The sequence below is a fragment of the Pseudonocardia sp. CA-107938 genome (genome assembly GCF_050936315.1).
In the GTDB taxonomy this organism is placed as follows: domain Bacteria; phylum Actinomycetota; class Actinomycetes; order Mycobacteriales; family Pseudonocardiaceae; genus Pseudonocardia.
In genome coordinates, this window is record NZ_JBNJNA010000001.1 from 252,123 (window position 1) to 276,218 (window position 24,096).

At 73.8% G+C, this 24,096-nt stretch carries 27 protein-coding genes; 11 read left to right on the plus strand and 16 right to left on the minus strand.

Features of this window, described 5'->3' with window-relative positions; all coding sequences use genetic code 11:
• Window positions 1–27: 27 nt before the first annotated feature.
• The gene (locus ACQEVB_RS01155; RefSeq protein WP_432963559.1) at window positions 28–657 is read left to right on the plus strand and encodes a winged helix-turn-helix transcriptional regulator; all 630 of its coding nucleotides are present in this window, start codon (window positions 28–30) and stop codon (window positions 655–657) included.
• On the opposite strand, the gene ACQEVB_RS01160 is transcribed toward ACQEVB_RS01155, so the two are convergent.
• Window positions 650–1,414 carry an ABC transporter ATP-binding protein gene (locus ACQEVB_RS01160; RefSeq protein ID WP_432980037.1) on the minus strand — a complete coding sequence of 255 codons (765 nt, stop codon included), beginning with the start codon at window positions 1,412–1,414 and terminating at the stop codon, window positions 650–652. The two genes, ACQEVB_RS01155 and ACQEVB_RS01160, sit on opposite strands and share 8 nt — an antisense overlap.
• Before the next feature lie 52 nt (window positions 1,415–1,466).
• On the opposite strand from ACQEVB_RS01160, the gene glgX reads away from it, so the two are divergent.
• Entirely contained in the window at window positions 1,467–3,479 is a 2,013-nt protein-coding gene (glgX, locus tag ACQEVB_RS01165) for a glycogen debranching protein GlgX (RefSeq protein WP_432963562.1), read from the plus strand.
• Window positions 3,480–3,564: 85 nt separating this feature from the next.
• On the opposite strand, the gene ACQEVB_RS01170 is transcribed toward glgX, so the two are convergent.
• Together ACQEVB_RS01170 and ACQEVB_RS01175 are read right to left on the minus strand one after the other, a co-directional pair.
• The gene (locus tag ACQEVB_RS01170; protein WP_432963565.1) at window positions 3,565–4,350 is read right to left on the minus strand and encodes an SDR family oxidoreductase; all 786 of its coding nucleotides are present in this window, start codon (window positions 4,348–4,350) and stop codon (window positions 3,565–3,567) included.
• Entirely contained in the window at window positions 4,347–4,916 is a 570-nt protein-coding gene (locus ACQEVB_RS01175) for a PadR family transcriptional regulator (protein ID WP_432963568.1), read from the minus strand. The genes ACQEVB_RS01170 and ACQEVB_RS01175 overlap by 4 nt, the downstream gene beginning before the upstream one ends.
• 60 nt (window positions 4,917–4,976) lie before the next feature.
• On the opposite strand from ACQEVB_RS01175, the gene ACQEVB_RS01180 reads away from it, so the two are divergent.
• A complete protein-coding gene (locus tag ACQEVB_RS01180; RefSeq protein ID WP_432963571.1) occupies window positions 4,977–5,828 on the plus strand; it encodes an NAD-dependent epimerase/dehydratase family protein in 852 nt (283 codons plus the stop codon).
• A 1-nt stretch (window position 5,829) separates the two neighbouring features.
• Here ACQEVB_RS01180 and ACQEVB_RS01185 read toward each other — a convergent pair whose 3' ends face one another.
• From ACQEVB_RS01185 to ACQEVB_RS01195, 3 genes are read right to left on the minus strand one after another with little or no spacing between them, the layout of a single operon-like run.
• Window positions 5,830–6,618 carry a prolyl oligopeptidase family serine peptidase gene (locus tag ACQEVB_RS01185; RefSeq protein WP_432963574.1) on the minus strand — a complete coding sequence of 263 codons (789 nt, stop codon included), beginning with the start codon at window positions 6,616–6,618 and terminating at the stop codon, window positions 5,830–5,832.
• Between the two features lie 26 nt (window positions 6,619–6,644).
• Window positions 6,645–7,517 carry an alpha/beta fold hydrolase gene (locus ACQEVB_RS01190; protein ID WP_432963577.1) on the minus strand — a complete coding sequence of 291 codons (873 nt, stop codon included), beginning with the start codon at window positions 7,515–7,517 and terminating at the stop codon, window positions 6,645–6,647.
• A gap of 29 nt (window positions 7,518–7,546) precedes the next feature.
• Window positions 7,547–8,734 carry an MFS transporter gene (locus tag ACQEVB_RS01195; protein ID WP_432963581.1) on the minus strand — a complete coding sequence of 396 codons (1,188 nt, stop codon included), beginning with the start codon at window positions 8,732–8,734 and terminating at the stop codon, window positions 7,547–7,549.
• Between the two features lie 100 nt (window positions 8,735–8,834).
• Here ACQEVB_RS01195 and ACQEVB_RS01200 point away from each other — a divergent pair, with 100 nt between their 5' ends.
• The 3 genes from ACQEVB_RS01200 (at window position 8,835) to ACQEVB_RS01210 (ending at window position 10,169) form a co-directional block, all read left to right on the plus strand.
• Window positions 8,835–9,035 carry an FmdB family zinc ribbon protein gene (locus ACQEVB_RS01200; RefSeq protein ID WP_432963584.1) on the plus strand — a complete coding sequence of 67 codons (201 nt, stop codon included), beginning with the start codon at window positions 8,835–8,837 and terminating at the stop codon, window positions 9,033–9,035.
• A gap of 160 nt (window positions 9,036–9,195) precedes the next feature.
• Window positions 9,196–9,534, plus strand: coding sequence for a hypothetical protein (locus ACQEVB_RS01205; protein ID WP_432963587.1), 339 nt, complete (start codon window positions 9,196–9,198; stop codon window positions 9,532–9,534).
• An 83-nt stretch (window positions 9,535–9,617) separates the two neighbouring features.
• Entirely contained in the window at window positions 9,618–10,169 is a 552-nt protein-coding gene (locus ACQEVB_RS01210; protein ID WP_432963590.1) for a hypothetical protein, read from the plus strand.
• On the opposite strand, the gene glgP is transcribed toward ACQEVB_RS01210, so the two are convergent.
• Complete coding sequence (glgP, locus tag ACQEVB_RS01215) at window positions 10,166–12,700, minus strand: alpha-glucan family phosphorylase (RefSeq protein WP_432963593.1); 2,535 nt, start codon at window positions 12,698–12,700, stop codon at window positions 10,166–10,168. The genes ACQEVB_RS01210 and glgP overlap by 4 nt on opposite strands.
• 120 nt (window positions 12,701–12,820) lie before the next feature.
• On the opposite strand from glgP, the gene ACQEVB_RS01220 reads away from it, so the two are divergent.
• Both ACQEVB_RS01220 and ACQEVB_RS01225 read left to right on the plus strand, forming a co-directional pair.
• Window positions 12,821–13,231: a hypothetical protein gene (locus tag ACQEVB_RS01220; protein ID WP_432963596.1), complete on the plus strand. Its 411-nt coding sequence runs from the start codon at window positions 12,821–12,823 to the stop codon at window positions 13,229–13,231.
• Window positions 13,232–13,252: 21 nt separating this feature from the next.
• Window positions 13,253–13,915, plus strand: coding sequence for a TetR family transcriptional regulator (locus ACQEVB_RS01225; RefSeq protein ID WP_432963599.1), 663 nt, complete (start codon window positions 13,253–13,255; stop codon window positions 13,913–13,915).
• A gap of 8 nt (window positions 13,916–13,923) precedes the next feature.
• Here the strand turns inward: ACQEVB_RS01225 and ACQEVB_RS01230 are convergent, their stop codons facing one another.
• The gene (locus ACQEVB_RS01230) at window positions 13,924–14,676 is read right to left on the minus strand and encodes an AraC family transcriptional regulator (protein WP_432963602.1); all 753 of its coding nucleotides are present in this window, start codon (window positions 14,674–14,676) and stop codon (window positions 13,924–13,926) included.
• Window positions 14,677–14,769: 93 nt separating this feature from the next.
• Between ACQEVB_RS01230 and ACQEVB_RS01235 the strand changes: the two genes are divergently transcribed.
• The gene (locus ACQEVB_RS01235; RefSeq protein WP_432963608.1) at window positions 14,770–15,342 is read left to right on the plus strand and encodes a class I SAM-dependent methyltransferase; all 573 of its coding nucleotides are present in this window, start codon (window positions 14,770–14,772) and stop codon (window positions 15,340–15,342) included.
• 169 nt (window positions 15,343–15,511) lie between these two features.
• Window positions 15,512–17,482: a maltotransferase domain-containing protein gene (locus ACQEVB_RS01240; protein ID WP_432963611.1), complete on the plus strand. Its 1,971-nt coding sequence runs from the start codon at window positions 15,512–15,514 to the stop codon at window positions 17,480–17,482.
• A gap of 1 nt (window position 17,483) precedes the next feature.
• Here ACQEVB_RS01240 and ACQEVB_RS01245 read toward each other — a convergent pair whose 3' ends face one another.
• The 8 genes from ACQEVB_RS01245 to ACQEVB_RS01280 form a co-directional block, all read right to left on the minus strand.
• Window positions 17,484–17,906 carry a type II toxin-antitoxin system VapC family toxin gene (locus ACQEVB_RS01245; protein WP_432963614.1) on the minus strand — a complete coding sequence of 141 codons (423 nt, stop codon included), beginning with the start codon at window positions 17,904–17,906 and terminating at the stop codon, window positions 17,484–17,486.
• Window positions 17,899–18,156: a ribbon-helix-helix protein, CopG family gene (locus ACQEVB_RS01250; protein ID WP_432963617.1), complete on the minus strand. Its 258-nt coding sequence runs from the start codon at window positions 18,154–18,156 to the stop codon at window positions 17,899–17,901. The genes ACQEVB_RS01245 and ACQEVB_RS01250 overlap by 8 nt, the downstream gene beginning before the upstream one ends.
• Window positions 18,157–18,180: 24 nt before the next feature.
• Window positions 18,181–18,849 (minus strand): YqeB family protein, encoded by a 669-nt coding sequence (locus ACQEVB_RS01255; protein WP_432963620.1) that lies wholly within the window; start codon window positions 18,847–18,849, stop codon window positions 18,181–18,183.
• Complete coding sequence (locus tag ACQEVB_RS01260) at window positions 18,849–19,457, minus strand: TetR/AcrR family transcriptional regulator (protein ID WP_432963623.1); 609 nt, start codon at window positions 19,455–19,457, stop codon at window positions 18,849–18,851. Before ACQEVB_RS01260 ends, ACQEVB_RS01255 begins: the two co-directional genes overlap by 1 nt.
• Before the next feature lie 51 nt (window positions 19,458–19,508).
• Window positions 19,509–20,015, minus strand: a complete 507-nt coding sequence (locus tag ACQEVB_RS01265) for a hypothetical protein (RefSeq protein WP_432963626.1) — start codon at window positions 20,013–20,015, stop codon at window positions 19,509–19,511.
• A gap of 131 nt (window positions 20,016–20,146) precedes the next feature.
• The gene (locus tag ACQEVB_RS01270; RefSeq protein WP_432963628.1) at window positions 20,147–20,749 is read right to left on the minus strand and encodes an FHA domain-containing protein; all 603 of its coding nucleotides are present in this window, start codon (window positions 20,747–20,749) and stop codon (window positions 20,147–20,149) included.
• Window positions 20,749–22,422 (minus strand): serine/threonine-protein kinase, encoded by a 1,674-nt coding sequence (locus ACQEVB_RS01275; protein ID WP_432963631.1) that lies wholly within the window; start codon window positions 22,420–22,422, stop codon window positions 20,749–20,751. The genes ACQEVB_RS01270 and ACQEVB_RS01275 overlap by 1 nt, the downstream gene beginning before the upstream one ends.
• Before the next feature lie 54 nt (window positions 22,423–22,476).
• Window positions 22,477–23,250, minus strand: coding sequence for an alpha/beta hydrolase (locus ACQEVB_RS01280; RefSeq protein WP_432963634.1), 774 nt, complete (start codon window positions 23,248–23,250; stop codon window positions 22,477–22,479).
• A 54-nt stretch (window positions 23,251–23,304) separates the two neighbouring features.
• Between ACQEVB_RS01280 and ACQEVB_RS01285 the strand changes: the two genes are divergently transcribed.
• Window positions 23,305–24,093 carry a hypothetical protein gene (locus ACQEVB_RS01285; protein ID WP_432963637.1) on the plus strand — a complete coding sequence of 263 codons (789 nt, stop codon included), beginning with the start codon at window positions 23,305–23,307 and terminating at the stop codon, window positions 24,091–24,093.
• Window positions 24,094–24,096 lie beyond the last annotated feature (3 nt).

Consider the following 24,096-nt stretch of genomic DNA (forward strand, 5'->3'; position numbering starts at 1 on the left):
TCTAGGAGTGATTGCTACTATGTGGCAATGCCTGAACGGCGCAGTTACGACGACCCCTGTGGCATCGCCCGCGCCCTCGACGTCATCGGCGAGCGGTGGGCCCTGCTCGTCGTTCGCGAGCTGCTGCTCGGCCCGAAGCGCTTCTCCGACCTCGTCCGCGGCCTGCCCGGCACCAGCCAGAACGTGCTGTCGCAGCGGCTGCGCGACCTCGTCGACGCGCAGGTGGTGGGCCGGCGCAGGCTCGGACCGCCGGTCAGCGCGCAGGTCTACGAGCTCACCGAGCGCGGGCGGGCGCTGCGGCCGGTGGTGGTGGAGCTTGGCCGCTGGGGCGGCCGGATCGCCGCAGGCACGAGCGGCGAGCTCTCCCCCGACGCGTTCGCGATCGCCCTCCTGACGACCTTCGCCGGCGCACCCGACTCCCGGATCGAGCTGCGGATCGACGACGACGTCATCGGCGTGACCATCACGGACGGGCAGGTCGACGTCGCCCGCGGCGCGCCGGATCGGCCCGATGCCGTCCTGACCGGACCGGTCGCCGCACTGCGCGGGGTCGTGTTCGGTGGGGCGCCGCTCGCCGAGCTCGACGTGACCGGCGACCGGACGGCTGCGGAACGGTTCGTGCGGGCGTTCCCGCGGCCCGTCCCGTTCGCTACTTGAGCCAGGCCGTGTAGCGCCCGCGGCGGCGCTGCACGGCGAGCGGCAGGCCGAACGTGGCCGTCAGGTTCTCGTCGGTGAGCACGTCGTCGAGCAGCCCGGCCGCCACCACCCCGCCCTCGCGGAGCAGGATGCCGTGGCTGTAGCCGATCGGGATCTCCTCGACGTGGTGGGTCACCAGCACCGACGCGGGCGCGTCGGCGTCGGCGGCCAGCGCGGTGAGCCGGGCCAGCAGGTCCTCGCGCCCGCCGAGGTCGAGCCCGGCCGCCGGCTCGTCCAGCAGCAGCAGCTCCGGGTCGGTCATGAGCGCGCGGGCGATCATGGTGCGCTTGCGCTCGCCGTCGGACAGCGTGCGGAACTCGCGGTCGGCCAGGTGCCCCACGCCGAGCGCGGCGAGCAGGTACTCCGCCCGCGCGTCGTCGGTCTTCTCGTACTCCTCGCGCCACCGCCCGAGCACGCCGTAGCCGGCGCTCATGACGACGTCGCTCACCTTCTCGTCGCCGGGCACCCGCTCGGCCAGCGTGCCGGTGCACAACCCGATGCGGGTGCGCAGCTCGAACACGTTCACCCGGCCCATCCGCTCGCCCAGCACGTCGACGGTGCCGGTGGTGGGATGCAGCTCGGCGGCGGCGAGCCGCAGCAGCGTCGTCTTGCCGGCGCCGTTGGGCCCGAGGACCACCCAGCGCTCGTCCAGCTCGACGTCCCAGTCGACGTCGTGGACGAGAGCCGCGTGGCCGCGGCGCACCGCGACACCGTTCATGTGCACGACGAGGTCGGTCAGGTCGGGCTCCACGTGCCTATCCTGTCCGATCGTGCCGGTCTTCCCGTTGGGTGCCCATGCCGATCACGACGGGGTTCGGTTCGCCGTCGCCTCCACCAGCGCGGAGCTGGTCGAGGTGTGCCTGATCGACGGCCCTGCCGGGGCGCTCACCGAGCGCCGCTTCACCCTGCCCGAGCAGACGTTCGGCGTGTGGCACGGGCGGATCGACGGTGTGCGGCCGGGGCAGCGCTACGGCTACCGCGTGCACGGCCCGTACCGTCCGTGGGACGGCGTCCGGGCCAACCCGGCGAAGATCCTCGTCGACCCGTACGCGCGGCGGATCGTCGGCTCCGTCACCGATCTGGACGCGGCGCGGGGCTGGTTGCACGACCCGATGTCGGGGGTGCGCAGCGAGATCGACTCGCTCGGGCACGTCCCGCTGTCGGTGATCACGGAGCCGGACGAGCCGGTGACCCGCGCCCGGCCGGACGTGCCGTGGTCGGAGACGGTGATCACCGAGCTGCACGTGCGCGGGGCGACGATGCTGCACCCGTTCGTGCCGGTCGAGCTCCGCGGCACCTACCTCGGGCTCGCCCACCCCGCGTTTGTCGACCACCTGAAGCGCATCGGCGTCACCGCGGTCGAGCTGCTGCCCGTGATGGCGATGGCCGACGAGCCGTCGCTGCTGGCGCGCGGCGGCACCAACTACTGGGGCTACGCGACGCTGGCCTTCCTCGCCCCGACCGCGCGGTACGCGAGTCAGCCGGGCGCGGAGATCGAGGAGTTCCGGGCGATGGTGGCCGGCCTGCACGCGGCCGGCATCGAGGTGATCCTCGACATCGTGCCCAACCACACCGCCGAGGGCGGCGTCGGCGGCACCACGCTCTCCTACCGCGGCCTGGACGCCCCCGCGTACTACAGCCTCGGCGGGAACGGCCACGACGCCGACATCACCGGCACCGGCAACACGCTCGACTCCGGCTCTCCCACCGTGATCCGGCTGGTCTGCGACGCGATGCGGCACTGGGTGGTGAACTTCGGCGTCGACGGCTTCCGCGTCGACCTCGCGAGCGTGCTGGGCCGCCCGCACGCCGGCCCGTTCGACGCCAGCTCGGCGCTGCTCACCGCCATCGCCACCGACCCGATCCTGTCCACGGTGAAGCTGATCGCGGAGCCGTGGGACGCCACCGGCGAGGGCTACCGCGTCGGCGGTTTCGGGGTGGCGTGGTCGGAGTGGAACGGCCGCTTCCGCGACGCCGCCCGCGACTTCTGGCGCGGGCGGGGCGGCATCGGCGAGCTCGCGTCCCGGCTGACGGGCAGCTCCGACCTGTACGCGCTCTCCGGACGCCGGCCGTGGGCGTCGATCAACTTCGTCACGGCGCACGACGGGTTCACCCTGCGCGACCTGGTCTCCTACGAGCGCAAGCACAACGAGGCCAACGGCGAGCAGGGCCGCGACGGCACCGACGACAACCGGTCGCAGAACTTCGGCGTCGAGGGCGACCCGGCACCGCCCGGCGTCCAGTGCCGGCGGGCGGCCACCGCGCGGGCGCTCTACGGCACCCTGCTGCTCGCCACCGGCACCCCGATGGTGCTCGGCGGGGACGAGCGCTGGCGCACCCAGCAGGGCAACAACAACGCCTACTGCCTCGACGACGAGACGTCCTGGATCGACTGGACCGACGACGACACCACCCGCGCCATGACCGCGTTCGCCGAGCGCGTCGCCGCCATCCGGCGCAGCTCCCCCGCGCTGCACCGCGACACGTTCTACCGCGACGGGGAGGTGCTGTGGTGGCACCCCGACGGACGGCCGCTGGCCGGCCACGACTGGCACGACGGCACCCTGCACAGCCTCGGCGTGCAGCGCGCGGAGTGGCTGCTCCTGCTGCACGCCGGACCGGCCGCGATCGCGTGCACCCTGCCGGCCACCGGCCCCTACACGCCGGTGCTCGACAGCACCCGCAACGACGGGTCACCGATCTCGGTCCGGCCGCTGCCCGGCGGCACGACGATCACCCTCCCGCCCCGCAGCCTGATCCTGCTGCAGGACCAGCCGCGGTAGGGCGCGGCTCACGCACACCGTCGGGTGCCCACGCACATGCTGGGACGTGTGCGTGGGCACATCAGGCTGTGCGTGAGCGGCGGTCTCAGGCGCGCAGGCCCGCCAGGACGGCCTCCGCCTTCGCCCGGATCCGGCCCACGGCGTCGGCCCCGACCGGCAGCCGCAGCGGCGGTTCCGGCGCGTCGGCCAGCCCGATGACGGCCGCGGCCAGGTCGGCCGGGTCGCCCGGCGGCTCGCCGTCGTCGTACCGGTCGACCGCCTCGGCGGCGACGACGTAGTCGTCGATCACGTCGCTCGCCATCTCCGAGCTCGACACCGCGAACCCGGTGCCGAACACCCCGGGCTGCACGATGGTGACCGCGATCCCGAACGGCGCGAGCTCCTCGGCCAGCGCCTCGCCCATGGCCTCCACCGCAGCCTTGCTGGCCGCGTAGACCCCGAAACCGGCGCCCGACGCGAAGCCGCCCATCGAGCTCATCAGCACGATCCGGCCGCTGCGCTGCGCGCGCATCACGGGCAGGGCGGCCCTGGTCACGGCCAGCACGCCGAGGACGTTCGTGTCGAACAGCGCGCCGGCGTCGGCCGGCGTCGTCTGCTCGACGGCCCCGAACAGCCCGCGTCCGGCGTTGTTCACCAGGACGTCGATGCGACCGAACCGCGCCACCGCGGCGTCGACCGCCGCCCGGCTCTCCTCCTCCGATCGCACGTCGAGCGGCGCCACCAGCAGCCGCTCGTGCTCGCCGCCCAACGCGTCCAGGGCCAGCTGCGGTCGGCGGGCCGTCGCCACCACCGCGTCGCCCCGTCCCAGCGCCTGGCGGGCGATCTCCAGACCGAACCCGCTCGACGTGCCCGTCACGAACCAGACCGTCATCGTTCCTCCGTTTCCCAGTTCAGCGCTCCGCTGGCGATGTCCTCGCGCAGCGCGCGCGTCAGCTCGACGTCGGCCCGCAGGTGGGCCTGCATGTGGCGCATCTCGACGAGCGCGACCGGCGGTGTGCCGGCGTCGATCAGCGCCGCGTGGCGTGCCTGCGCGGCGGCCAGCTCGCCCTCCAGCAGCACCGATCGCAGTGCCAGCCGCTCGGCGGCCTCCGCCGGCGGCAGGAGCGAGAGCAACGCGAGCGCCGCGCAGTAGGTCGACCGGTCGGGTTCGGGTGTCGCCAGCAGCTCCCGCAGCCGTTCGCGGGCGACCTCCCGGCCCGCGGGCGTGATCGCGTAGACGGTGCGCTCCGGCCGGTTGCCCTGCCGGCTGGTCTCGGCGGGTTCGATGAGCGCGGCCTTGGCCAGCGACTCGACCGTGTAGTAGAGCGCGCCGTGGGTGACCTTGAGGATGGTGTCGAGCCCCTGGTCCCGCATCTGGCGGCGCAGCTCGTACGGGTGCTGGGGCGCGACGGCCAGCAGCCGCAGCACGGCCAGACCCAGGACGGTGGGGGAACGCATGCGCACCTCGGTCAGTCCGATCCGATTAGTTTGATCAGACTATCAGTAGAGTGGATCACGATGCGCGTCTTCCTGGCCGGAGCGACCGGCGTCGTCGGGCGGCGGCTCGTGCCGCGCCTGCTCGCCGCCGGTCACCACGTCACCGCGCTCACCCGCCACCCGGACCGCGCCCCCGCGCTGCACGCCGCGGGCGCCGAGCCCGTGGTCGCCGACGTGTTCGACCTGCCCGCGATCTCCGCAGCGGTCGCGGCAGCGCACCCCGACGCCGTCGTGCACCAGCTGACCGACCTCGCCGACCGGGACCTCGGCGCCAACGCCGCCATCCGCGAGACCGGCACCACGAACCTCGTCGAGGCCGCGCTCGCCGCCGGCGCACGGCGGATCGTCGCGCAGAGCATCTGCTGGGCGTACGTGGACGGCGAGCCGGCCGCCCGCGAGGACGAGCCGCTCGACCTGCAGGCACCCGAGCCGCGGGGGCAGACCGTGCGCGCCGTCGCCGCACTGGAGAAGGCCGTCGGCCAGGCCCCGGAATGGGTCGTGCTGCGCTACGGCCTCTTCTACGGCCCGGGTACCTGGTACGCCCCGGACGGCGCGATCGCCGCGGCCGCCCGGAGCGGGCGGCTGCCCGCCGACCGTGACGTCAAGAGCTTCGTGCACGTCGACGACGCTGCGCAGGCCGCGGTCGCCGCGCTGACCTGGCCGTCGGGACCGGTCAACGTGTGCGACGACGAACCGGCCGCCGGCCACGAGTGGGTGCCGGTCTTCGCGCAGGTGCTCGGGGCGCCACCGCCCCCGGTGACCGAGTCACCCCGGGCAGGCTGGGCGCGCGGCGCGGACAACCACCACGCTCGCAGCGACCTGGGCTGGACGCCTGCCCACCCGACCTGGCGCCGGTCGCTCGGACAGGCCTGACTCAGCCCAGCTCCAGATCCAGGTGCTCCCCGAGGAACCGCGCCCGGTCGACGAACGCCGCGGGGTCGGTGAGCACGTGGCCGCAGTCGTACCAGCGCAGTTCCTTGGGCTCGCTCGCCGCCGCGAAGAACGCCTCCGACTCCGCCGCCGTCACGCCGACGTCGAAGCGGGCCGACTGGAACAGCAGAGCGGCCGGCGCGGCGTCAGCGACGAAGTGCACGGCGTCGTACGGGCTCATCGCCGCGATCGTGGCGGCGAAGAGGTCCGGCGGAGTCGTGGCGCGCAGCTGCTCGTGCACGGGGCTGTCCCGGAAGTGGAAGCTCAGCCCGGAGAGCCCCGACTCGAACACGAAGCAGGCGAACCGGCGGTCGATCCCGCTGACGGTGCCGGCGTACATCGCGCCGGCGCTGTGCCCGACGCAGCCGAGCCGGCCGGCACCGTACTCGCGCTGGAGCACGTCGGCGGCGCGGCGGATCGCGAGGATCGACCGGCGCCCGTCCGCGACGGGGTCCAGCGACTGGACGGTGCCGATCGACAGCGCCACACCGCCGGCCGCGGCCACCGCCACCGCCTCGGCGACGAACGCACCGCGTCCGCCGGTGGAGTGCTGGTACACCACCCCGGCCGGCGCTTCCGTCCGCGGCCCGCTCGGCTGGGCCAGCCAGCCGGTCACCGGCTCGCCCTCGACGTTGTCGAAACGGCACCCGGCCAGCACGACGCCCGGCCGGTCGGCGCCGGGCTCGACGACCAGGTTCAACGGCAGGTCGGCGGCGTAGTCGAGATCGATCACGGCGTCGATCCTGCCGGGAGCCGGTCTCACGGGCCTTTCACGGTGTGGTCCAGGATCGCCGGGACGACGACGTCCCACAGGTGCCGTGGAAACACCTCGTGCCCGGTCTGCGACATCGGGAGGAACCGCGCGCCGGGGATCTCCGCGGCGAGCGCGTGCCCGTGCTCGATCGGGAACATCGGGTCCTCGGTGCCGTGCAGCACCAGCGTCGGCGCGCCGACCTGCCCGAGCCGGGCCCGCCACGGCGCGCCCGCGTCGATCATGAACGGGTTGGTCAGCTGCGCGGCGATGTCGGCGGCCCGGTCGACGATGCGCGCCGCCGCGGCGCGTTGCCCCACCTCGTCGAAGGGCCGGGAGTGCGCGGCGAAGGGCCGTTCGGCCTCGACGAGGTACTCGATCACCGCGGCGCGGTCGGCCCAGTCCGGCTCGACGGGCTCGACCGTGAACAGCTCCCGGATCGCCTGCTCCGGGCCCGGCAGGTCGGCGTGGTGGTGACCGGGCCCGCCGGGGGCCGACGACGCCACTGTCAGGGAGGCCACCCGGCCCGGGTGGTCGAGCGCCAGCAGCTGGGCGACGGCCGCACCCTGCGACATCCCCACGACGTGCGCGGCCGCGACGCCGAGCGCGTCGAGCAGCGCGGCAGCGTCGGCGACCAGGTCACGGAGGCCGTGCGCGGGGGCGCCGGCGGGAGCGGTGGTGGACCGGCCGGCGTCCCGGCTGTCGTAGCGGATCACGTGGCGTCCGCCTGCGGCCAGCCGGGCGACGAGCTCGTCGTCCCAGGCGAGGAGGGAGTGGCCGGCGCCGTGGATCAGCAGAACGGTCGGGTCGGCCGGGTCGCCTGACGTCCGGACGCACAGCTGCACGCCGTTGACCTGGACGAGGCGCTCGTCGGTGTTCATCTCGTTCCTCCGGGATGGTTTGAAAGGGGTCAGGAGCGGCGGCGCAGCGCCGGCGCGAGCGCCCGCTGAGCCGCGAACAGCGCGAACCCGATCGCGGTGGCCGCGGCCCACACCGCGCCGCGCCCGCCGAGGTCGAGCAGCGCGGTGCCGGCGAGCGGGGCGAGCACCGAACCGACGCTCCACGTCGTGGAGGCGATGCCCATGTACCGGCCGCGCAGGTCGGCCGGCGCGAGGCCGGCGAAGGTCGCACCGAACACGACGGAGACACCGATCTGGCCGAGGGTCCAGACCAGGACCGCAGCGGCCACGGCCGGGACGCCTTGCACGACGATCGCAGCGCCCCCGCCGAGGCCGACCAGGAGCATCGATGCGGCCAGCACCGGCGCCGTCGGGCGGCCGTCGAGCAGGCGCACCGCGACCGGCTGCGCGACGACGATCACGATGCCGTTGAGGGCGAGCAGGCCGCCGTAGACGGCCGGCACGTGGCCGTCGGCGGCCATGACGAGCGGCAGCGTCGCGAACAGCTGCAGGAACATCGTGAAGTAGACGACGTGGATCGCGATCATCGCGAGCATCAGCCGGTCGCGCAGCAGCACCGGCAGCAGGGCCCGGCGCGGCGCGTCCGACGGCGCGGGCCGGGTCTCGGGGACGTGCCGCCACACGATCAGCGCCGCGCCGACCGACGCCGCCGCGTTGATCCAGAACAGGACGCCGTACCCGTGCTGGACCAGCGCGCCGGCGGCCACCGTCGAGACCGTGAAGCCGACGTTCGCCGCCCAGAAGAGCATCCCGAAGGCGCGAACCCGCTGGTCGGCGGGCAGGTCCGCCACCGCGGCCGAGGCGACCGGGCGGAACAGCTCCGTCGTCAGACCGACCGCGAAGGCCGCGGCGACGAGCGCGGGGAGCGTCTGCGCCGCGCCGAGCGCGACGAGCGCGACGGCGGTGCCGAGGAACCCGGCGAGCATCGTGGTGCGCCGGCCGATCCGGTCGCCGAGCCAGCCGCCCAGTAGTTGCGACGCGACGTCGCCGGCGCCGACCGCGGCGAGCACGGCGCCGGCCGTCGTCGGCGCGAGACCGTGCTCCTGGGTCAGGAAGAGCACCAGGAACGGCCGCGCCACGCCACCGGCCCGGCTCACGAACTGGGTCGCGGTGAGGGCCCGCACCAGGGTCGAGCGGCTGGCCGGCCGGACCGGGGCCGGAGCGGTGTGCGTCGTCATGCCGAGGACGCTAGGTTCGTGAGCGCATCGTGAAAAGCGATTGATCGCGATCGAGTCGATCGTCGATCACGATGTTTGGTCCGCGGGTTATCCTCCAGCCGTGCCGCGCTACGAGTTCCGCTGCCGCGAGTGCGCGCAGACGTTCGAGGTGGACCGCCCGATGAGCCGCTCCGGCGACCCCGCCGAGTGCCCCGACGGCCACGCCGACACGGTGCGACTGCTGTCCACCGTCGCCGTCGGCGGGCGCGCACCGGCGCCGTCGGGCGGCTGCTGCGGCGGCGGGTGCTGCGGCGGCCGCTGACGGGACCGTCGCGCGCCGGTCACGGTGGGGTGAACGTCGTGCACGGATCGTGGGGCCGGCGCTGCGGGGTTACCACCGGTTCCAATAGTCTCCGGGCCGCCGGAACGGCCGGGCCCAGCACGGGGCCCGGTGAGCGCCGGCCGAAACGAGGGGACATCGCATGGGCGACACGATCCAGGCCCCCGGCAGCCTGTCGGGTGACCAGCGCATCGACTCGGCCAACGGCCAGTACCACTTCGGCGTCCTGCCGGACGGCAACCTCGCCGTCGGTGGGCCGGACGGGGCCGAGTGGGACGCGGACATCCACGACGCCCCTGGCTCGCGCCTCGACGTCCAGGAGGACGGCAACCTGGTGCTGTACCGCCCGGACGGCAGCGTGCGCTGGGCGTCCAACACGTCGGGCCAGAACGCCCGTCTGGTGATGCAGGACGACCGCAACATCGTGCTGTACAACGGCGACGGGGCGGTCCTGTGGTCGCCGAACAGCTACGTGCAGTGAGCTGACCAGGCGCGACCGGCGCTCCGCCCCGACGGGACGGAGCGCCGTTCTGCGTAACCGCACGTGAAGGGGCCTGCCGAGCCGTGGCTGAGCACCGCTGCACGATCGTCCGGATCGACCCGGTCCCACCCGCCACGGCGGCGGCGTTGGGGACCGCGCTCGCGGGCTGGCTGCAGGACGCCCGCATCGTGGTGGTGAACCGAGCCGTCGATCCCGTGTGGGAGCCGTGCGCCTTCCGGCCCGGCCCGCGGTGGTGGACGACGTTCGCACAGGCAGGCGATCGCTTCGGGCCGGAGGTCTCCGCCACCGGGATGGACGTGCTGGTCGACCGCGAGGCGCACACGCCCAGCCGGAACCTGGTGCCCCCGCGCTGCCCAGGGTGCGGCAGCGCCGGCGACGAGGACGAGTACGTCGACCACGCGGGTCGCTGGGTCGCCGCGACCGAGCCCGCAATGACGTGCGCGAGCTGCGGTCGCGCTGCACCCCTCGGCGAGTGGGCCGACGGCCGGTTCGGCATCGCGGTCGGCGCACCCGCCGTGCGGTTCTCCAACTGGTGGCCGCTCGCCGACGACTTCGTCACCGAGGTGCGGTCGCGGCTCGGCGGCCGCACCTCGGTGGTCGAAGCGAAGATCTAGCTGGCCGTCTGCGGCAGGACGACCTTGCCCAGCTCGGCCGGCGAGGCGAGCAGTGCGTTGTGCGGCAGGACGCGCACGGTGTACCCGGTGAGCCCGGCCGACGGCAACGCGACGACCGCCTCGAAGCGGTCCACCCCGTCCACCGACTCGACGTGGGTCATCGCGACCGTCTCGGCGGCGGTGAGGTCGTCGGTGTCGTCGACCTGGCCGACGACGGCCTGCACGGTGACGTCGGACGGGTCGAGGCCGGCGAGCGCCACGCCGGCGCGCACGGTCATCGGGGCGCCGACGACGGGCGTGTCCGGCAGGCCGGAGGCGTCGACGCCGACGATCTCCACCTGCGGCCAGGCCGCGTTGAGCCGGGCCCGGTAGGCGGCGATCTCCTTGGCACCTGCGTACCCGTCCGCGACGACCTCGGCCGCGGCCCGCGCCGCCGGCGCGTACAGGCCCTGCGCGTACTCCGTGACCATGCGGGTGGCCTGCACCTTCGGGCGCAGCGTGGTGAGGGTGTGTCGCACCAGCTCCACCCAGCGCGTCGGCACGCCGGCCTCGCGGTCGTAGAACGCCGGCGCGACCTGCGTGGAGAGCAGCTCGTACAGCGCGTTGGCCTCGAGGTCGTCGCGGCGGTGCGGGTCGTCGATGCCGTCGGCGGTGGGGATCGCCCAGCCGTTGCGGCCGTCGTAGAACTCGTCCCACCAGCCGTCACGGATGGAGAGGTTGAGCCCGCCGTTGAGCGCCGACTTCATGCCCGACGTGCCGCAGGCCTCCAGCGGCCGCAGCGGGTTGTTCAACCACACGTCGCAGCCCCAGTACAGGAACCGCGCCATCGACATGTCGTAGTCGGGCAGGAACACGATCCGGTGCCGCACGGCCGGGTCGTCGGCGAACCGGACGATCTCCTGGATCAGCGCCTTGCCGCCGTCGTCGGCGGGGTGGCTCTTGCCGGCCACGACGAGCTGGACGGGCCGCTGCGGGTCGAGCAGCAGCTCGCGCAGCCGGTCCTTGTCGCGCAGCATCAGCGTGAGCCGCTTGTAGGTGGGCACCCGGCGCGCGAACCCGACGGTCAGCACGCCTTCGTCGAAGACGTGGTCGGTCCAGCCCAGCTCCGGGGTGGACGCGCCGCGCACCAGCCACGCCTCGCGGACGCGCCGGCGCACCTCGGCGACGAGCCGCGCCCGCAGCGCGTTGCGCAGCTGCCACAGCTGGTCGTCGGCGACGTCCGCCACCTCGGCGCCGGGCTCGCCGATCAGCTCGGTGACCTCCCGGGCCTCCCAGGTGGCGCCGTGGACGCCGTTCGTGACCGACCCGATCGGCACCTCGTCGGCGTCGAAGCCGTCCCACAGGCCGCCGAACATGCCGCGCGAGACCGCGCCGTGCAGCTGGGACACGCCGTTGGCGCGCTGGGCGAGCCGCAGCCCCATGTGCGCCATGTTGAACATGGCCGGGTTGTCCTCGCGACCCAGCGCCAGCACCCGGTCGGTGGGCACGCCCGGCAACAGCTCAGGAGCGAAGTAGTGCTTCACCATCTCGAGTGGGAACCGGTCGATGCCGGCGGGCACCGGGGTGTGCGTGGTGAACACGGTGCCGGCGCGCACGGTCGCGAGCGCGTCGTCGAACGACAGGCCGGGCCCTTCGTGCAGCTCGCGGATGCGCTCGAGGCCGAGGAACCCGGCGTGGCCCTCGTTGGTGTGGAACACCTCGGGTGCCGGGTGGCCGGTGAGCGCGCAGAAGGCGCGGACGGCCCGGACGCCACCGATGCCGACGAGGATCTCCTGGCGGATGCGGTGGTCCTGGTCGCCGCCGTAGAGCCGGTCGGTGATGGTGCGCAGCTCGGGCTCGTTCTCCTCGATGTCGGAGTCGAGCAGCAGCAGCGGCACCCGGCCGACGGCCGCCTGCCAGATCCGCGCCTTGAGGACGTGCCCGCCCGGCATCGCGACCTCGACGAACGCGGTCTCCCCGTCCGCCGTCGTGAGCAGGTGCAGCGGCAGGCCCTGCGGGTCGAGCACCGGGTAGTGCTCGAGCTGCCAGCCGTCGAGGGAGAGGGTCTGGCGGAAGTAGCCGGAGCGGTACAGCAGCCCGACCCCGATCAGCGGCACGCCGAGGTCCGACGCCGCCTTGAGGTGGTCGCCGGCGAGCACGCCGAGGCCGCCGGAGTAGTTCGGCAGCACCTCGCTGACGCCGAACTCCATGGAGAAGTAGCCGACCGCCGCCGGCAGCGTGGCGTCCTCCTCCCGGGCCTGCTGGTACCAGCGCGGCTCGGCGAGGTAGCCGGCGAGGTCGTCGGCCAGCTCGCGGACGGTCGCCACGACCGACTCGTCCGCGGCGAGCTCGGCGATCCGCGCGGTGGACAGCTCGCCGAGCAGGCGGACGGGATCGTGTCCGGCCCGTTCCCACGCGCGGGGATCGAGTCCCGCGAAGAGGTCCTGGGTCGGCTGGTGCCAGCTCCAGCGCAGGTTGGTCGCGAGCTGTTGCAGCGGGGCCAGCGCGGTCGGGAGCTGGGCACGGACGGTGAAGCGTCGGAGGGCGCGCACGTGGCGACTGTAGTGAATCGGTCCGGGAATCGGTCCAGACCGACCGTCACCCGGGTCACTTGAACGCGTTCAACAATTGCCGTACCGTCCGACTTGAACGCGTTCAAGAAGGAGCGGGCCATGGACCACACCGTCGTCACGTACCTCGTCTACCTGGGGATCGCCGTGCCGCTGACCGTCTGGGTGGCGAGCACGCTGCGCCGCAACGGGCTGCGGTTCCTCGTCGACGTCTTCGGCGACCCCGAGCTCGCCGCCTCGGTCAACCAGCTGCTCGTCGTCGGCTTCTACCTGGTGAACCTCGGGTTCGTGGCGCTCTTCCTGCGCATCGACGCCGACGTGCTCGACGTCCGCGGCGTCATCGAGACGCTCAGCGTCAAGCTGGGGATTGTGCTGCTCGCCCTCGGCGTCCTGCACCTGATCAACGTGCGGGTGTTCACGGCACTGCGGAACCGCAGCCGCCGGGAGGCCGCGGCCGTTCAGCGCGGGCCACTGATGCCTCCGGCCCCGATGCCGGACCCGACACCGCGGTGATCGGCAGCTACCGTGCCCTACGTGCGGCCCCGCTCCGCCCGCGGCGAGCAGACCCGCGCCTCGATCGTGACCGCGGCGCTCGCGCTGTTCCGTGAACGCGGCTACGAGGGCACGACCATGCGCGCGGTCGCCGATGCCGCGGGTGTCTCGCTCGGCAACGCCTACTACTACGTGCCGTCGAAGGAACACCTGATCCTGGCGTTCTACGACCGGCTCCAGGAGGAGCACGCCGCGGCGGCCGTCGACGTCCTGGCGCGCGAGACCGGGTTCGCGCAGCGGCTGGCAGGGGTCGAGGAGGTGTTCGTCGACCTCGCCGAGCCCTACCACGAGTTCGCGGGCGCGTTCTTCCGGCACGCGGCCGAGCCGACCAGCCCGCTCTCCCCGTTCAGCCCGGAGTCCGGGCCGGCGCGTGCGGCGAGCGCCGCGATCTACCGCGAGGTGGTGACGGGCTCGGGCATCAAGGCGGCCCCGGGCGTCCTCGCCGAGCTGCCCGAGCTGCTGTGGCTCGCGCACATGGGCGTCGTTCTGTTCTGGGTGCACGACGCGAGCCCCGGCCGCACCCGCACCCGCACCCTCGTCCGGCGAGCTGCCCCGCTGGTGGAGAAGCTGGTGCGGGCCACCCGACTCCCCGGCATGCACGGCATCGCCGACGACCTGGTCGGGCTGGTCCGCTCCCTCGGCTGACCCCGAGGTCAGGAACGGGCGAAGTAGCTGCCCGGCGTCACCCCCGTCGTGCGCCGGAAGGCGGCGACGAACGCGCTGGGCGTCTCGTAGCCGACGGCGCGCGCGACGACCGCCACCGGCACGCCGGCCACGAGCCGGGGCAGCGCGGCCTGCAGGCGCAGCTGGGTGCGCCACCGGGCGAAGCTGGTGCCGGTCTCGGCGAGCCAGATCCTGGCCAGGGTGCGGGCGCTCGCGCCGACGGTGCGCCCCCAGGCCGCGAGCGTCCGCTGGTCGGCCGGATCGGCGTCCAGCGCGTCCGCGACGGCGCGGGCGCGGTCGTCACGCGGCCACGGCACCCGCACGGTGGCGGTCCTCACCGGCTCGAGCAGCTGCACGGCCAGCGCCTCTGCCTCCGCCCGTCCGGCGGCGCCGGGGGACGCGAGGTGTTCCAGCAGCTCGCGCAGGAGCGGCGAGACCGCGACGACCGTCGGCTCCGTCCACGTCACCGGGCAGCGCTCCGGCGCGAGGTAGATCCCGCGCAGGTCCAGCGCGTCCACGGCGCCGGTGGCGTGCTCGACGCCGGCCGGCACCCACAGCGCCAGCGACGTCGGCAGCACGAACGTGCCGTCGCCGGTGCGCACGCCCACCGCGCCGCGGGCAGCCCACACCAGCTGGTGCTCGCCGTGGCTGTGCGCGGGGTACCACTGCCCCGCGGCCAGTGCCAGCCTGCCCACGACGATCACGTCCGCCGGCCCGATCGGAGCCGGCGGGGTGCGGGTCATGCCCGACGACCTTAGCGACCCTGGCCGGATCGCGACATCATCTGTCGTCCTGCTCTGTTCCGGCCACCGGCGGCCCGACCTAGCGTCGCCGGCATGCCGATGAACCTCGTCCACCGCCGCCTGTGCAGCTCAGTCACCTGGGCCGATCGCGTCGAACGGGAGCTGCTGCCGTGGGCGCTGCGCGGTGTCGACCTGGGTGACGACGTGCTGGAGATCGGGCCGGGGTTCGGGGCCACCACCCGTGTGCTGGCCCGCGCCACGCCGGCGCTCACGGCGCTGGAGGTCGACCCGGCGTCCGCCAGCGGGCTGAGGGCCGAGTTCGGCGACACCGTCGACGTCGTGGAGGGCGACGGCGGCGCGATGCCGTTCCCGGACGGGCGGTTCTCGGCGGTCGTCTGCTTCACGATGCTGCACCACGTGCCGTCGCCCGCGCAGCAGGACGCGCTGCTGCGGGAGGCGGCCAGGGTGCTGCGTCCGGGTGGTGTTCTCGCCGGCAGCGACAGCCGGGTGTCGCTCCTCTTCCGGCTGCTGCACATCGCTGACACGATGGTCGTCGTCGACCCGGCGACGCTGCCCGAGCGACTCACCGCGGCGGGGTTCACCGACCCTGAAGTGGATCTTTCCCGGCACTCGCTGCGCTTCCGCGCGCACCGCCGCCGGGCATGATCCACCGCGTTCGGGCCAGCGCGTCTTGACCGATCGGGATACCGTGGTGGTGTGCCCTCCGCGGGCGTCCTTCTCCCAGGCAACCGACCTGGTGGGCCACTCGATCGGGTCGCGGGCGGATGGGTAGGTTGTTGGCCACAGCACGCACTGCCATGCAGGGGGTAACCCGGTGACCGGACGCCTGGGTATCGACGATGTCCGCCCCGCGGTCGGCGACGGCCGGCACCCGAGCAAGGCCGTGGTCGGCGAGGTGATCCCCGTGACGGCCACCGTGTGGCGCGAGGGCCACGACGCGGTCGCCGCCAACGTGGTGTGGAAGCGGGTCGGCGCCCGGGGTGCGGCCGAGCACGTGCGGATGGTCCACGCCGGACCGGGCACCGACCGGTTCGACGCCGTCGTGGTCGCCGACGAGCCGGGGCTGTGGAGCCTCCGCGTCGACGCGTGGAGCGATCCGTGGGCCACGTGGCGGCACACCGTCAACGCCAAGCTGAAGGCCGGCCAGAGCGCCGACGAGCTGGCCAACGACCTGGAGGTCGGCGCCCGGCTGCTGCACAAGGTGGGCCGCAGGCCCGCCGAGCGCGAGCACCGCGACGTGCTGCTGGGGGCGGCCAACGCGCTGCGCGACACCGCGCTGCCGCTGCACGGCCGCGTGGCGCCGGCGATGTTCCCCGCCGTCGACGCGATCATGACCGAACGGCCCGTGCGCGAGCTGATCACCCGCGGGCGCCCGCAACAGGTCTACGTCGACCGCGAGCGCGCCCTCTTCGGCTCCTGGTACGAGTTCTTCCCGCGCTCCACCGGCGGCCGCGACGAGCAGGGTCGCGCCGTGCACGGCTCGTTCGTCACGGCGGCGAAGGAGCTCGACCGCATCGCCGAGATGAAGTTCGACGTCGTGTACCTGCCGCCGATCCACCCGATCGGCACGGTGCACCGCAAGGGCCGCAACAACAACGTCAACGCGGGGCCGGGCGACGTCGGCTCGCCGTGGGCGATCGGGTCGGCCGCGGGCGGGCACGACGCGATCGAGCCCGAGCTGGGCACGATCGACGACTTCGACGCGTTCGTCGCCCGCGCGCGCGACCTCGGCCTGGAGATCGCGCTCGACTTCGCGCTGCAGTGCGCGCCCGACCACCCGTGGGTCGAGGCGCACCCGGAGTGGTTCACCGTGCGGCCGGACGGCTCGATCGCCTACGCGGAGAACCCGCCGAAGAAGTACCAGGACATCTACCCGATCAACTTCGACAACGACCCGGCCGGCATCTACGCCGAGTCGCTGCGGGTGGTGCTGCACTGGGTCGAGCACGGCGTGCGGATCTTCCGCGTGGACAACCCGCACACCAAGCCGCCGAACTTCTGGCACTGGCTGATCTGGCAGGTCAAGGCCCGCTACCCGGACGTGCTGTTCCTCGCCGAGGCGTTCACCCGCCCGGCCCGGCTGTTCGGGCTGGCCCGGCTCGGGTTCACGCAGTCGTACACGTACTTCACGTGGCGCACGGAGAAGCACGAGCTCGAGGAGTTCGCGCTCATGCACGCCGAGCGCGCCGACGAGTGCCGACCCAACCTCTTCGTCAACACCCCGGACATCCTCCACGAGTCGCTGCAGCACGGCGGCCCGGCGATGTTCGCCATCCGCGCCACGCTCGCGGCCACCATGTCGCCGACGTGGGGCGTCTACTCCGGGTTCGAGCTGTACGAGGGCACCCCGGTGAAGCCGGGCAGCGAGGAGTACCTCAACTCGGAGAAGTACGAGCTGCGCCCGCGCGACTTCGCCGGCGCCGCGGCGTCCGGCAACTCGCTGGAGCCCTACATCACCCAGCTCAACGAGATCCGCCGCCGGCACCCCGCCCTGCAGCAGCTGCGCGAGATCGCGTTCCACCACGTGGACAACGCGCAGATCATCGCCTACTCGCGGAAGGACCCCGCGACGGGCGACGTCGTGCTGGTGATCTGCTCGCTCGACTCCCACAACGTCGTCGAGGGCACCACCTCGCTCGACCTGCCCGAGCTCGGGCTGGACTGGAACGACCGGTTCACCGTCCACGACGAGGTCACCGGCAACTCGTTCGAGTGGGGCCAGTTCAACTACATCCGGCTCGAGCCGTGGGCGCACGTGGCCCACATCCTGCGCATCGAGAAGTAGCTCAGGGCACCAGGTCGAGCGTCTCGGCGTGCCGGGGCCGGACGGCGCCGAAGTGCCGCCGGTCGGTCGTGGCCACGGTGGTGACGCCGAGGCGTTCGGCGCAGGCGATCACCGACGCGTCGGTCGTGCCGAGGGGAAAGTCGCGGTAGCGAGCCACCAGTTCGGAGATGCGCTGCCAGTCACCGGGCGCGACAGGCTCCGTGGTGAAGGCCCCTGAAACGAGGTCTGACAGAAACAGGATCTCAGCCCGCGCGCCGAGCCGCTGTCCGATCATGTACGTGACCTCTGCGATGACGAGCTGCGGCACGACGAGCGGGCCCGGATGATTCTCGATGAACGCCCGGCACGGCCCGTGATGATCGTCGTCGGCATCGACGTACGCGAAGAGGGGACCGGCGTCGACAACGACGATCCGGTCAGGCACCCGATGCCTGGCCGCGCTCGCGGTCGGCGTTGAGCAGCTCGGCGAGGATCTCCTCGAACCGCTCCGACGTATCGGTGTGCCCGCTGTTCCCTGCCGCCACAGCGTTGAGCTTCCGCCGGCCCCTCTGGTGTGGCAGGTGGGCCTCGAGCGCCTCGCGCGTCCAGTCCGACAGTGTCAGGCCGCGCCGGGCGGCCTCGTCGCGGATGGCCCGGTCGAGGTCGTCGGGCAGCTTCACCGTCGTCCGCTTCATGTATGTCAGCATACCCGACGCGCCTCAGCCGGCCGCGCGGATCTCCTGCTTCCCGTCCCGGTCCCGGACGGCGACGCCGTACCCCCGCAGGTCCGCCCGCAGGTCGGCCGCTGCGGCGAGCTCCTTCCGCTCCAGCGCCCGGCCGCGCTCGCGCAGCAGCGCGTGCGCCTCGGCGGGCACGTCCGGGCGCCCGTCGACCCAGATGGCGAAGCCTGCGCCGTAGTCCGGGTCGTCGCGCCACGGGTAGCCGTGGTCGGTGAAGGCGGCGCGGAGGCGGGCGGCGGGCAGGTCGGAGACCTTGACGCGGTCGAGCTCGGTGCCGCGGTGGTCGAGGAGGACGAGGTCGCGGCCGTCGCGCAGCACGCCGCGGATCTCGGCGCGGCCGATCCACCGGGCCGGCCGGCCCTTCTCGGAGAGCTGGACGTGGTCACCGTCGACGGTGACCTCCGGGCTCTCCGCGTGCGCGATCCCGGCCAGCACGACGCCGGCGACGAGGCCGAGCAGGCCGGTCACCAGCACTGCCCAGCCGGTGGGCAGGGTGGCGAGCAGCCGCAGTGGCCCGGGCGCGCTGTCGACGGTGCGCAGCAGCCAGCGCACGACAGGTGCCACGACGAACCCGCCACCAACCCCCACGGCCGTCACGAGTGCGGCGAGCCCCCAGGGCACAGCCGCCGGCAGGCGGACGGTGTTCATCACTGCTCCCCCTCGGGCGGTGTGATCAGGTAGCCGCGGACGATCCGACGCACGTGCGGGACGGGATCGCGGCCGGGCTCAGCCGTCAGGAACGCGGCGTCGACGCACCCCTGGATCCACGCCGCCGTCTCGTCGGCCTGCTCCCCAGCCAGGTCGGGGGCAATCTCCCCGGCATCGCCCGCGCGGCGGATCAGCGCAGCCAGCCCGGCCGCCTGGACGGCTGCGACGGTCCCGACGATCTCCTGGAGCTGCTCGTCGCGGTTGATCACGCGCAGGAGCTCGACCATCAGCCCCGCCGCCCCGGACCACCGCGCCTCGGCCGCCATCTCCTCGACGGTCGCGAGGATGCCGGCGAGCGCGGACGGGCTGTCGGCGTGCCGGCGGACCTGCTCCTCCGCGGCCGGCAGGTCGGCCGCGAAGATCGCCCGGAAGATCGACTGCTTGTCCGGGAAGTAGTAGAAGACGCTGGCCGCGCTGATGCCCGCCGCACGCCCTATGTCGGCGGCGGTGGTGCCGTCGAACCCGCGGGTGGCGAACAGCTCGCCCGCAGCGGCCACGATCGCGGCACGGCGGGCCGCGGTGCGCTCGGGGTCGACGCGGCGGGCCACGTCGGCAGCGTAGCAGATTCTTCGACTGACCAATCAGTTTATTAATGACCCCTACGCCACGCCGAGTGTGAGCGTCGCCCGGAACGCCTTCGACGAGTTCGTGCCGAACTGCTGACCGTTCACGGCGGCGGCCATCGCCATGCCGGACGTGTAGGTGATCCGCATGGTCACGGCCTGCCCGTCGACCTGCATCTGCCCCGACACCTCGGCGTTCTGCGTGCCCGTGTAGCCGGTGCGCGACCCCCATGACGCCTCGAACGCGCCGTCGTCGTCGATCCGGCCCGTCAGCGTCGGGAAGCCGTCGGGCTGGCGCATGCTGAACGAGCCGTCCGCGCCGACGACGAAGACCGTGCGGCCCAGCCGCGCGTACGACGCCTGCTTCCACGACTCCTGGCCAGCGACCCAGGTGAACTCGGAGATCGCCGTCGGGGTGAGCGTGAACGACGTGCGGGCTGCGGTGCTGCTCGCCGGCGCCGCGTCGGCGACGCCCGCTCCGGCCAGCGCAACGGCAGCTCCGACGATCAGCGCGACGGCGGCGCGAGCGAGGGTGGTGATCATCGTCTGGGTCCTTCCAGGGTCATCCGGTGCTGTGACCAGCTTGTTCTCCCCGGAGGCGGCCGGTAATGCCCGTGCCGGCGAGGGTTGCGTGACCGCTGGGGGTGACACTTCTGTCACCCTGGCGGTAATGGTCAGGACAGGTCGGCCACGCTCACGGAGCCGCGGCGGATCGCCTCGTTGGCGAGCTGGACGCGGCGGCGGCCACCCTCGTCGGACCGCAGCCCGAACTTGTCGTAGAGCCGCAGCAGGTGCTGCTTGACGGCCGCCTCCCCGACGACGAGCTCCTCGGCGATCGCCTTCTGCGACGCCGGCTCGGTGAACGGGCTGCCACTGGTGATCACCGGCCGGCAGAGCGCCACCAGCACGTCCCGCTCGCGCGGGGTGAGGGTGGGCGGCTCCGGCCCGGCCTGCGTCGCCGCCGACTCGGGCTCGACGGGCTCGTACGAGCGGAACACGAGCGCGCAGTCACCGAGTCGCACCTCGTCCCCGTCCCGCAGCACGCGCAGGCCGATCACGGGCTGCCCGGCCACGGTCGTGCCGACGGTGCTGCCGAGGTCCTGGACGCCCCACGCGCCCGCGATCCGCTCGAAGCGCGCGTGCCGCCGCGACACCGACTTCTCGCCCGCGTCGACCGTCAGGTCGCACTCGGGGTGCCGGCCGACCGTCAGCCGGTCGCCGTCGAGCGGCACCATCTCGGTTCGCCCGCCCCGCCGCAGCTGCAGGAACGCGGCCATCACGAACCTCCGGGGGCGGGCAGCCGCCAGTACCGCAGACCGGTCACCGACACCTGCCCGGTTCCGTCGTCGGCGCTGAGCTCCAGTCCGGGGATCGTCGGCGCGGTGGGCACGCGGTCGTCGGTGACGGTGGCGACCTGCACGCCGTCGACGTACATGGTCAGCTGCGTCCGGTCGACCTGGATGGTGATCGCCACCGTGCGTCCCGACTGCAGGTCGGGGACGGGCACGGCCGGTGTGAGGTCGGTGGAGTAGCCGTCCTCGTAGCGGGCGAACGTGGCCGTGCCGGTCGCGGTGCGCAGGCACCAGTACCAGGCCAGCCGGCCGGGCTTGGCCCAGCGCAGGCTGAGGCACTGCCGCACGTCCGAGCCGGGCCGGACGGACAGCTCCAGGTCCACGACGTACGTCATCAGGCGCGCCCGCATGTCGACCTGCGCGTAGACGTAGCCGCCGGGTGCGGTGGCTTCCAGGCGCAGCGCCCCCTCGTCGTGGCTGAGCTTGGACGACGTCAGGTCCATGGCCGTGCCGGGCGAGTCGACGAAGCCGGTGCCCGCCGTGTCGAACGACGCGGTGTGGAGGGGCTCGCCGACCGCGACGGGCGGTGTGCGCGCCGCGGGCGCGGCGGACGTGGTCGTCGACGGGGTCGCAGTCGCGGTCGGGATCGGTGGCGCGGCAGCGGCCGGCGGCGGCGACGGATCCGTCGTGCCGTTCCGCAGCAGGACCCCGCCGCCCACGAGCAGCACGACGACCACGGCAGCGACCAGCCACGCCGACCGCATTCCGCGGGAACGCGCACCGGGCGCGCGGGACGCGGGAACCGTCGTCGTCGCCCCGGGGTCGGCGGCACCGAGCGCCCCCTCCAGCGCGGCGACGAACTCGTGACCGGAGCCGTACCGGTCGACCGGGCGCTTGGCCAGCGCTCGCTCGAACACGGCGTCCACCGGCCCGGGCAGCTCGGGACGGCGCTCGCTCGCGGCCGGCGGCGGTGTCAGCGCGTGGGCGTTGCCGACGGTCGTGCGCCCGCCCTTCGGGAACGGCGGCGCGCCCGTCAGCATCTCGAACGCCACGCAGGCCAGCGAGTACAGGTCGCTGCGGTGCCCGGCGCGGCCGTCGCGCTGCTCGGGCGCCATGTAGAGCGGTGTGCCGCGCACCTCGGGACCCAACGTCAACGACGTGACGTCGGCGAGCGCCTTCGCGATGCCGAAGTCGGCGAGGTAGGGCCGTTCCGCGGCGTCCAGCAGCACGTTCGCCGGCTTCACGTCGCGGTGCACGACGCCGTGGGCGTGCGCGTGGTCGAGCGCGTCCGCCAGCGCCGTCAGCAGCCGCAGCGCGCGGTCGGGCGCCAGCGGCCCGTCGGCGAGGACGTCGCGCAGCGTGCGCGTCTGCAGCAGCCGCATGGCGAGGTACGGCCGGCCGTCATCGGCCGTGCCGGCGTCGTGGATCGGCACGATGCCGGGGTGCTCCAGGTCGCGCATGATCGCGGCCTCGCGCAGGAACCGGGCGACGACCTCTGGCTCCTCCGCCATCTCGTCGGAGAGCACCTTGAGCGCCACGAAGCGGTCCATGCGCCGCTGCCGGGCGCGGTAGACCACGCCCATGCCGCCACGGCCGAGCAGCCCCGCGATCTCGAAGTCACCGACGAGGGCGCCCGTGGCGAGAGGACCCACACCCATACCCCTGACGATCTCCGGCGGACGGTCAGAAGCTCGCCGTTCGCCTGCGGATCGTTACGCCGCGTGCCGGCCCACGAACGCCAACGCGTCCGGCAGCACCCGCCGCCAGAACGCGTCGTCGTGCCCACCAGGGCCGACGACGGCCGGATCGGGCCGGACCCCGGCGATGAGCCGGCGCGCTGCCGCCAGGAACGGGTCCCCCTGCCCGATCCACAGGCCCATCGGCGTGCCGGCGACGTCCGGCAGGTGCCGCAGCGGTTCATCGGCCGCCCATTCCGCCTCGTCGGCGAAGGCGTTGCGGGAACGCGCGTCGGGCCAGCTCAGGAACATCGCCGGGCTGAGCAGCGCCACCGCCCGCAGGTCGCCCCGCACCCGCGCGAGCCGCAGCGCGCCGAACCCGCCCATCGAGATGCCCAGCGCCGCGAACGGTGCACGTCCGATCCACCCGGGCAGCTCGTCGGTCAGCATGCGCAGCGCGTCGTCGTCCGGGTGCGCGGTGAAGTACCCGGCGCCGCAGTCGACCGCGACGGCGGCGAACGGCGGCACCCCGGCTGCCACCGCGGAGGTGAGGAACTGCGGGATACCCAGCCCGACCATGCTGTGCGCGGTGCTCCCCCGCCCGTGCAGCAGGAGGCAGACGGGCAGGTCGCCGCCCTGTCCGGCCGGCCGCACGGTCACCACGTCGACGTCGCGCCGCCGCGCGGCCGAGGCACGCCGCTCGATCGTGACCGGTTCGGGAGCAGCCGACGGCGCGGGCGGCACCACGGGTGCGGCGGCGCAACCGGCGGCCCCCAGCAGCGCAGCGAGCACCGTTCGACGAGCCACCATCGCGCCAGCGTCCCACCCTGCAACCGGAAGGGCGGCCGGCACCGTCCTCCCGGCATGGCGCACCTCCGCATCGCAGCGCTGGTCATGGCAGCCCTCTCCCTGCTCGGGTGCGGGCAGGTCCGGGCCGCGACGGACACGCCGGTGCCGGCCGAGGTGGTGGAGTTCGATCCGCAGGAGTACGGCCGGCCCGGGTACGCCGCGCTCACCACCGAACCCGTGCGGCTGTCGGTCTTCGCCGGCTGGTACGGCCGCGCCGAACCGGGCGGCGACCGCGTCGTCCCCGACCCGGGTCGCACGCTGCTGGCCGTCGCGGGCGACACCGGGTGCCGGCTCGCCACCGGGGTGGCGCTGCACCGCGTCGGCGACGACCTGCGCGTCGACTTCACCGGCGGCACGGCGAGCCAGACGTGCACGCGCCCGTTCGGGCCGGTGGCGCTCCTGTCCGTGCCGACGGCCGCCGTCGCCGGGGTGCGGACGGTCGACGGACGGCCACCGGTCGCGGCGACGGGTCCGGGCGTCCTGACCGGGTTCGTCCGGCTACCGGCCGGGCCGCAGGCGGCCGTCGAGCTCGGCCCCGCGGCGGCGGCGCTCGCCGCGCAGGTGCGGGACGACGCGCAGGCCCGAGCCCTGCTCGACCGTCCGGTGCCCGCAGGCGCTCGCGCGTTCGCGTTCGTGCTGAGCGGATGCCGCGACACGAGCGCCGAGCTGCTGGTCAGGCCCGGTGGGATGGCGGCGGAGCCGGTGGGCGGTGACGGCGTCGCCTGCTTCCTGCCCGAGTACTACCTGGCGACGTTCGAGGTGCCAGCCGATCGTGTCCCGGAGCCCGCACTGCTCGACCGGTGAGCC

What these genes read in the sequence shown, in the direction of transcription:
- ACQEVB_RS01155 (WP_432963559.1), top strand. Translation starts at nt 28, where the DNA reads ATGCCTGAACGGCGCAGTTACGACGACCCCTGTGGCATCGCCCGCGCC.
- ACQEVB_RS01160 (WP_432980037.1), bottom strand. Translation starts at nt 1,414, where the DNA reads ATGAACGGTGTCGCGGTGCGCCGCGGCCACGCGGCTCTCGTCCACGAC.
- ACQEVB_RS01170 (WP_432963565.1), bottom strand. Translation starts at nt 4,350, where the DNA reads ATGACGGTCTGGTTCGTGACGGGCACGTCGAGCGGGTTCGGTCTGGAG.
- ACQEVB_RS01175 (WP_432963568.1), bottom strand. Translation starts at nt 4,916, where the DNA reads ATGCGTTCCCCCACCGTCCTGGGTCTGGCCGTGCTGCGGCTGCTGGCC.
- ACQEVB_RS01180 (WP_432963571.1), top strand. Translation starts at nt 4,977, where the DNA reads ATGCGCGTCTTCCTGGCCGGAGCGACCGGCGTCGTCGGGCGGCGGCTC.
- ACQEVB_RS01190 (WP_432963577.1), bottom strand. Translation starts at nt 7,517, where the DNA reads ATGAACACCGACGAGCGCCTCGTCCAGGTCAACGGCGTGCAGCTGTGC.
- ACQEVB_RS01195 (WP_432963581.1), bottom strand. Translation starts at nt 8,734, where the DNA reads ATGACGACGCACACCGCTCCGGCCCCGGTCCGGCCGGCCAGCCGCTCG.
- ACQEVB_RS01205 (WP_432963587.1), top strand. Translation starts at nt 9,196, where the DNA reads ATGGGCGACACGATCCAGGCCCCCGGCAGCCTGTCGGGTGACCAGCGC.
- ACQEVB_RS01220 (WP_432963596.1), top strand. Translation starts at nt 12,821, where the DNA reads ATGGACCACACCGTCGTCACGTACCTCGTCTACCTGGGGATCGCCGTG.
- ACQEVB_RS01230 (WP_432963602.1), bottom strand. Translation starts at nt 14,676, where the DNA reads ATGACCCGCACCCCGCCGGCTCCGATCGGGCCGGCGGACGTGATCGTC.
- ACQEVB_RS01235 (WP_432963608.1), top strand. Translation starts at nt 14,770, where the DNA reads ATGCCGATGAACCTCGTCCACCGCCGCCTGTGCAGCTCAGTCACCTGG.
- ACQEVB_RS01250 (WP_432963617.1), bottom strand. Translation starts at nt 18,156, where the DNA reads ATGAAGCGGACGACGGTGAAGCTGCCCGACGACCTCGACCGGGCCATC.
- ACQEVB_RS01255 (WP_432963620.1), bottom strand. Translation starts at nt 18,849, where the DNA reads ATGAACACCGTCCGCCTGCCGGCGGCTGTGCCCTGGGGGCTCGCCGCA.
- ACQEVB_RS01265 (WP_432963626.1), bottom strand. Translation starts at nt 20,015, where the DNA reads ATGATCACCACCCTCGCTCGCGCCGCCGTCGCGCTGATCGTCGGAGCT.
- ACQEVB_RS01270 (WP_432963628.1), bottom strand. Translation starts at nt 20,749, where the DNA reads ATGGCCGCGTTCCTGCAGCTGCGGCGGGGCGGGCGAACCGAGATGGTG.
- ACQEVB_RS01275 (WP_432963631.1), bottom strand. Translation starts at nt 22,422, where the DNA reads ATGGGTGTGGGTCCTCTCGCCACGGGCGCCCTCGTCGGTGACTTCGAG.
- ACQEVB_RS01280 (WP_432963634.1), bottom strand. Translation starts at nt 23,250, where the DNA reads ATGGTGGCTCGTCGAACGGTGCTCGCTGCGCTGCTGGGGGCCGCCGGT.
- ACQEVB_RS01285 (WP_432963637.1), top strand. Translation starts at nt 23,305, where the DNA reads ATGGCGCACCTCCGCATCGCAGCGCTGGTCATGGCAGCCCTCTCCCTG.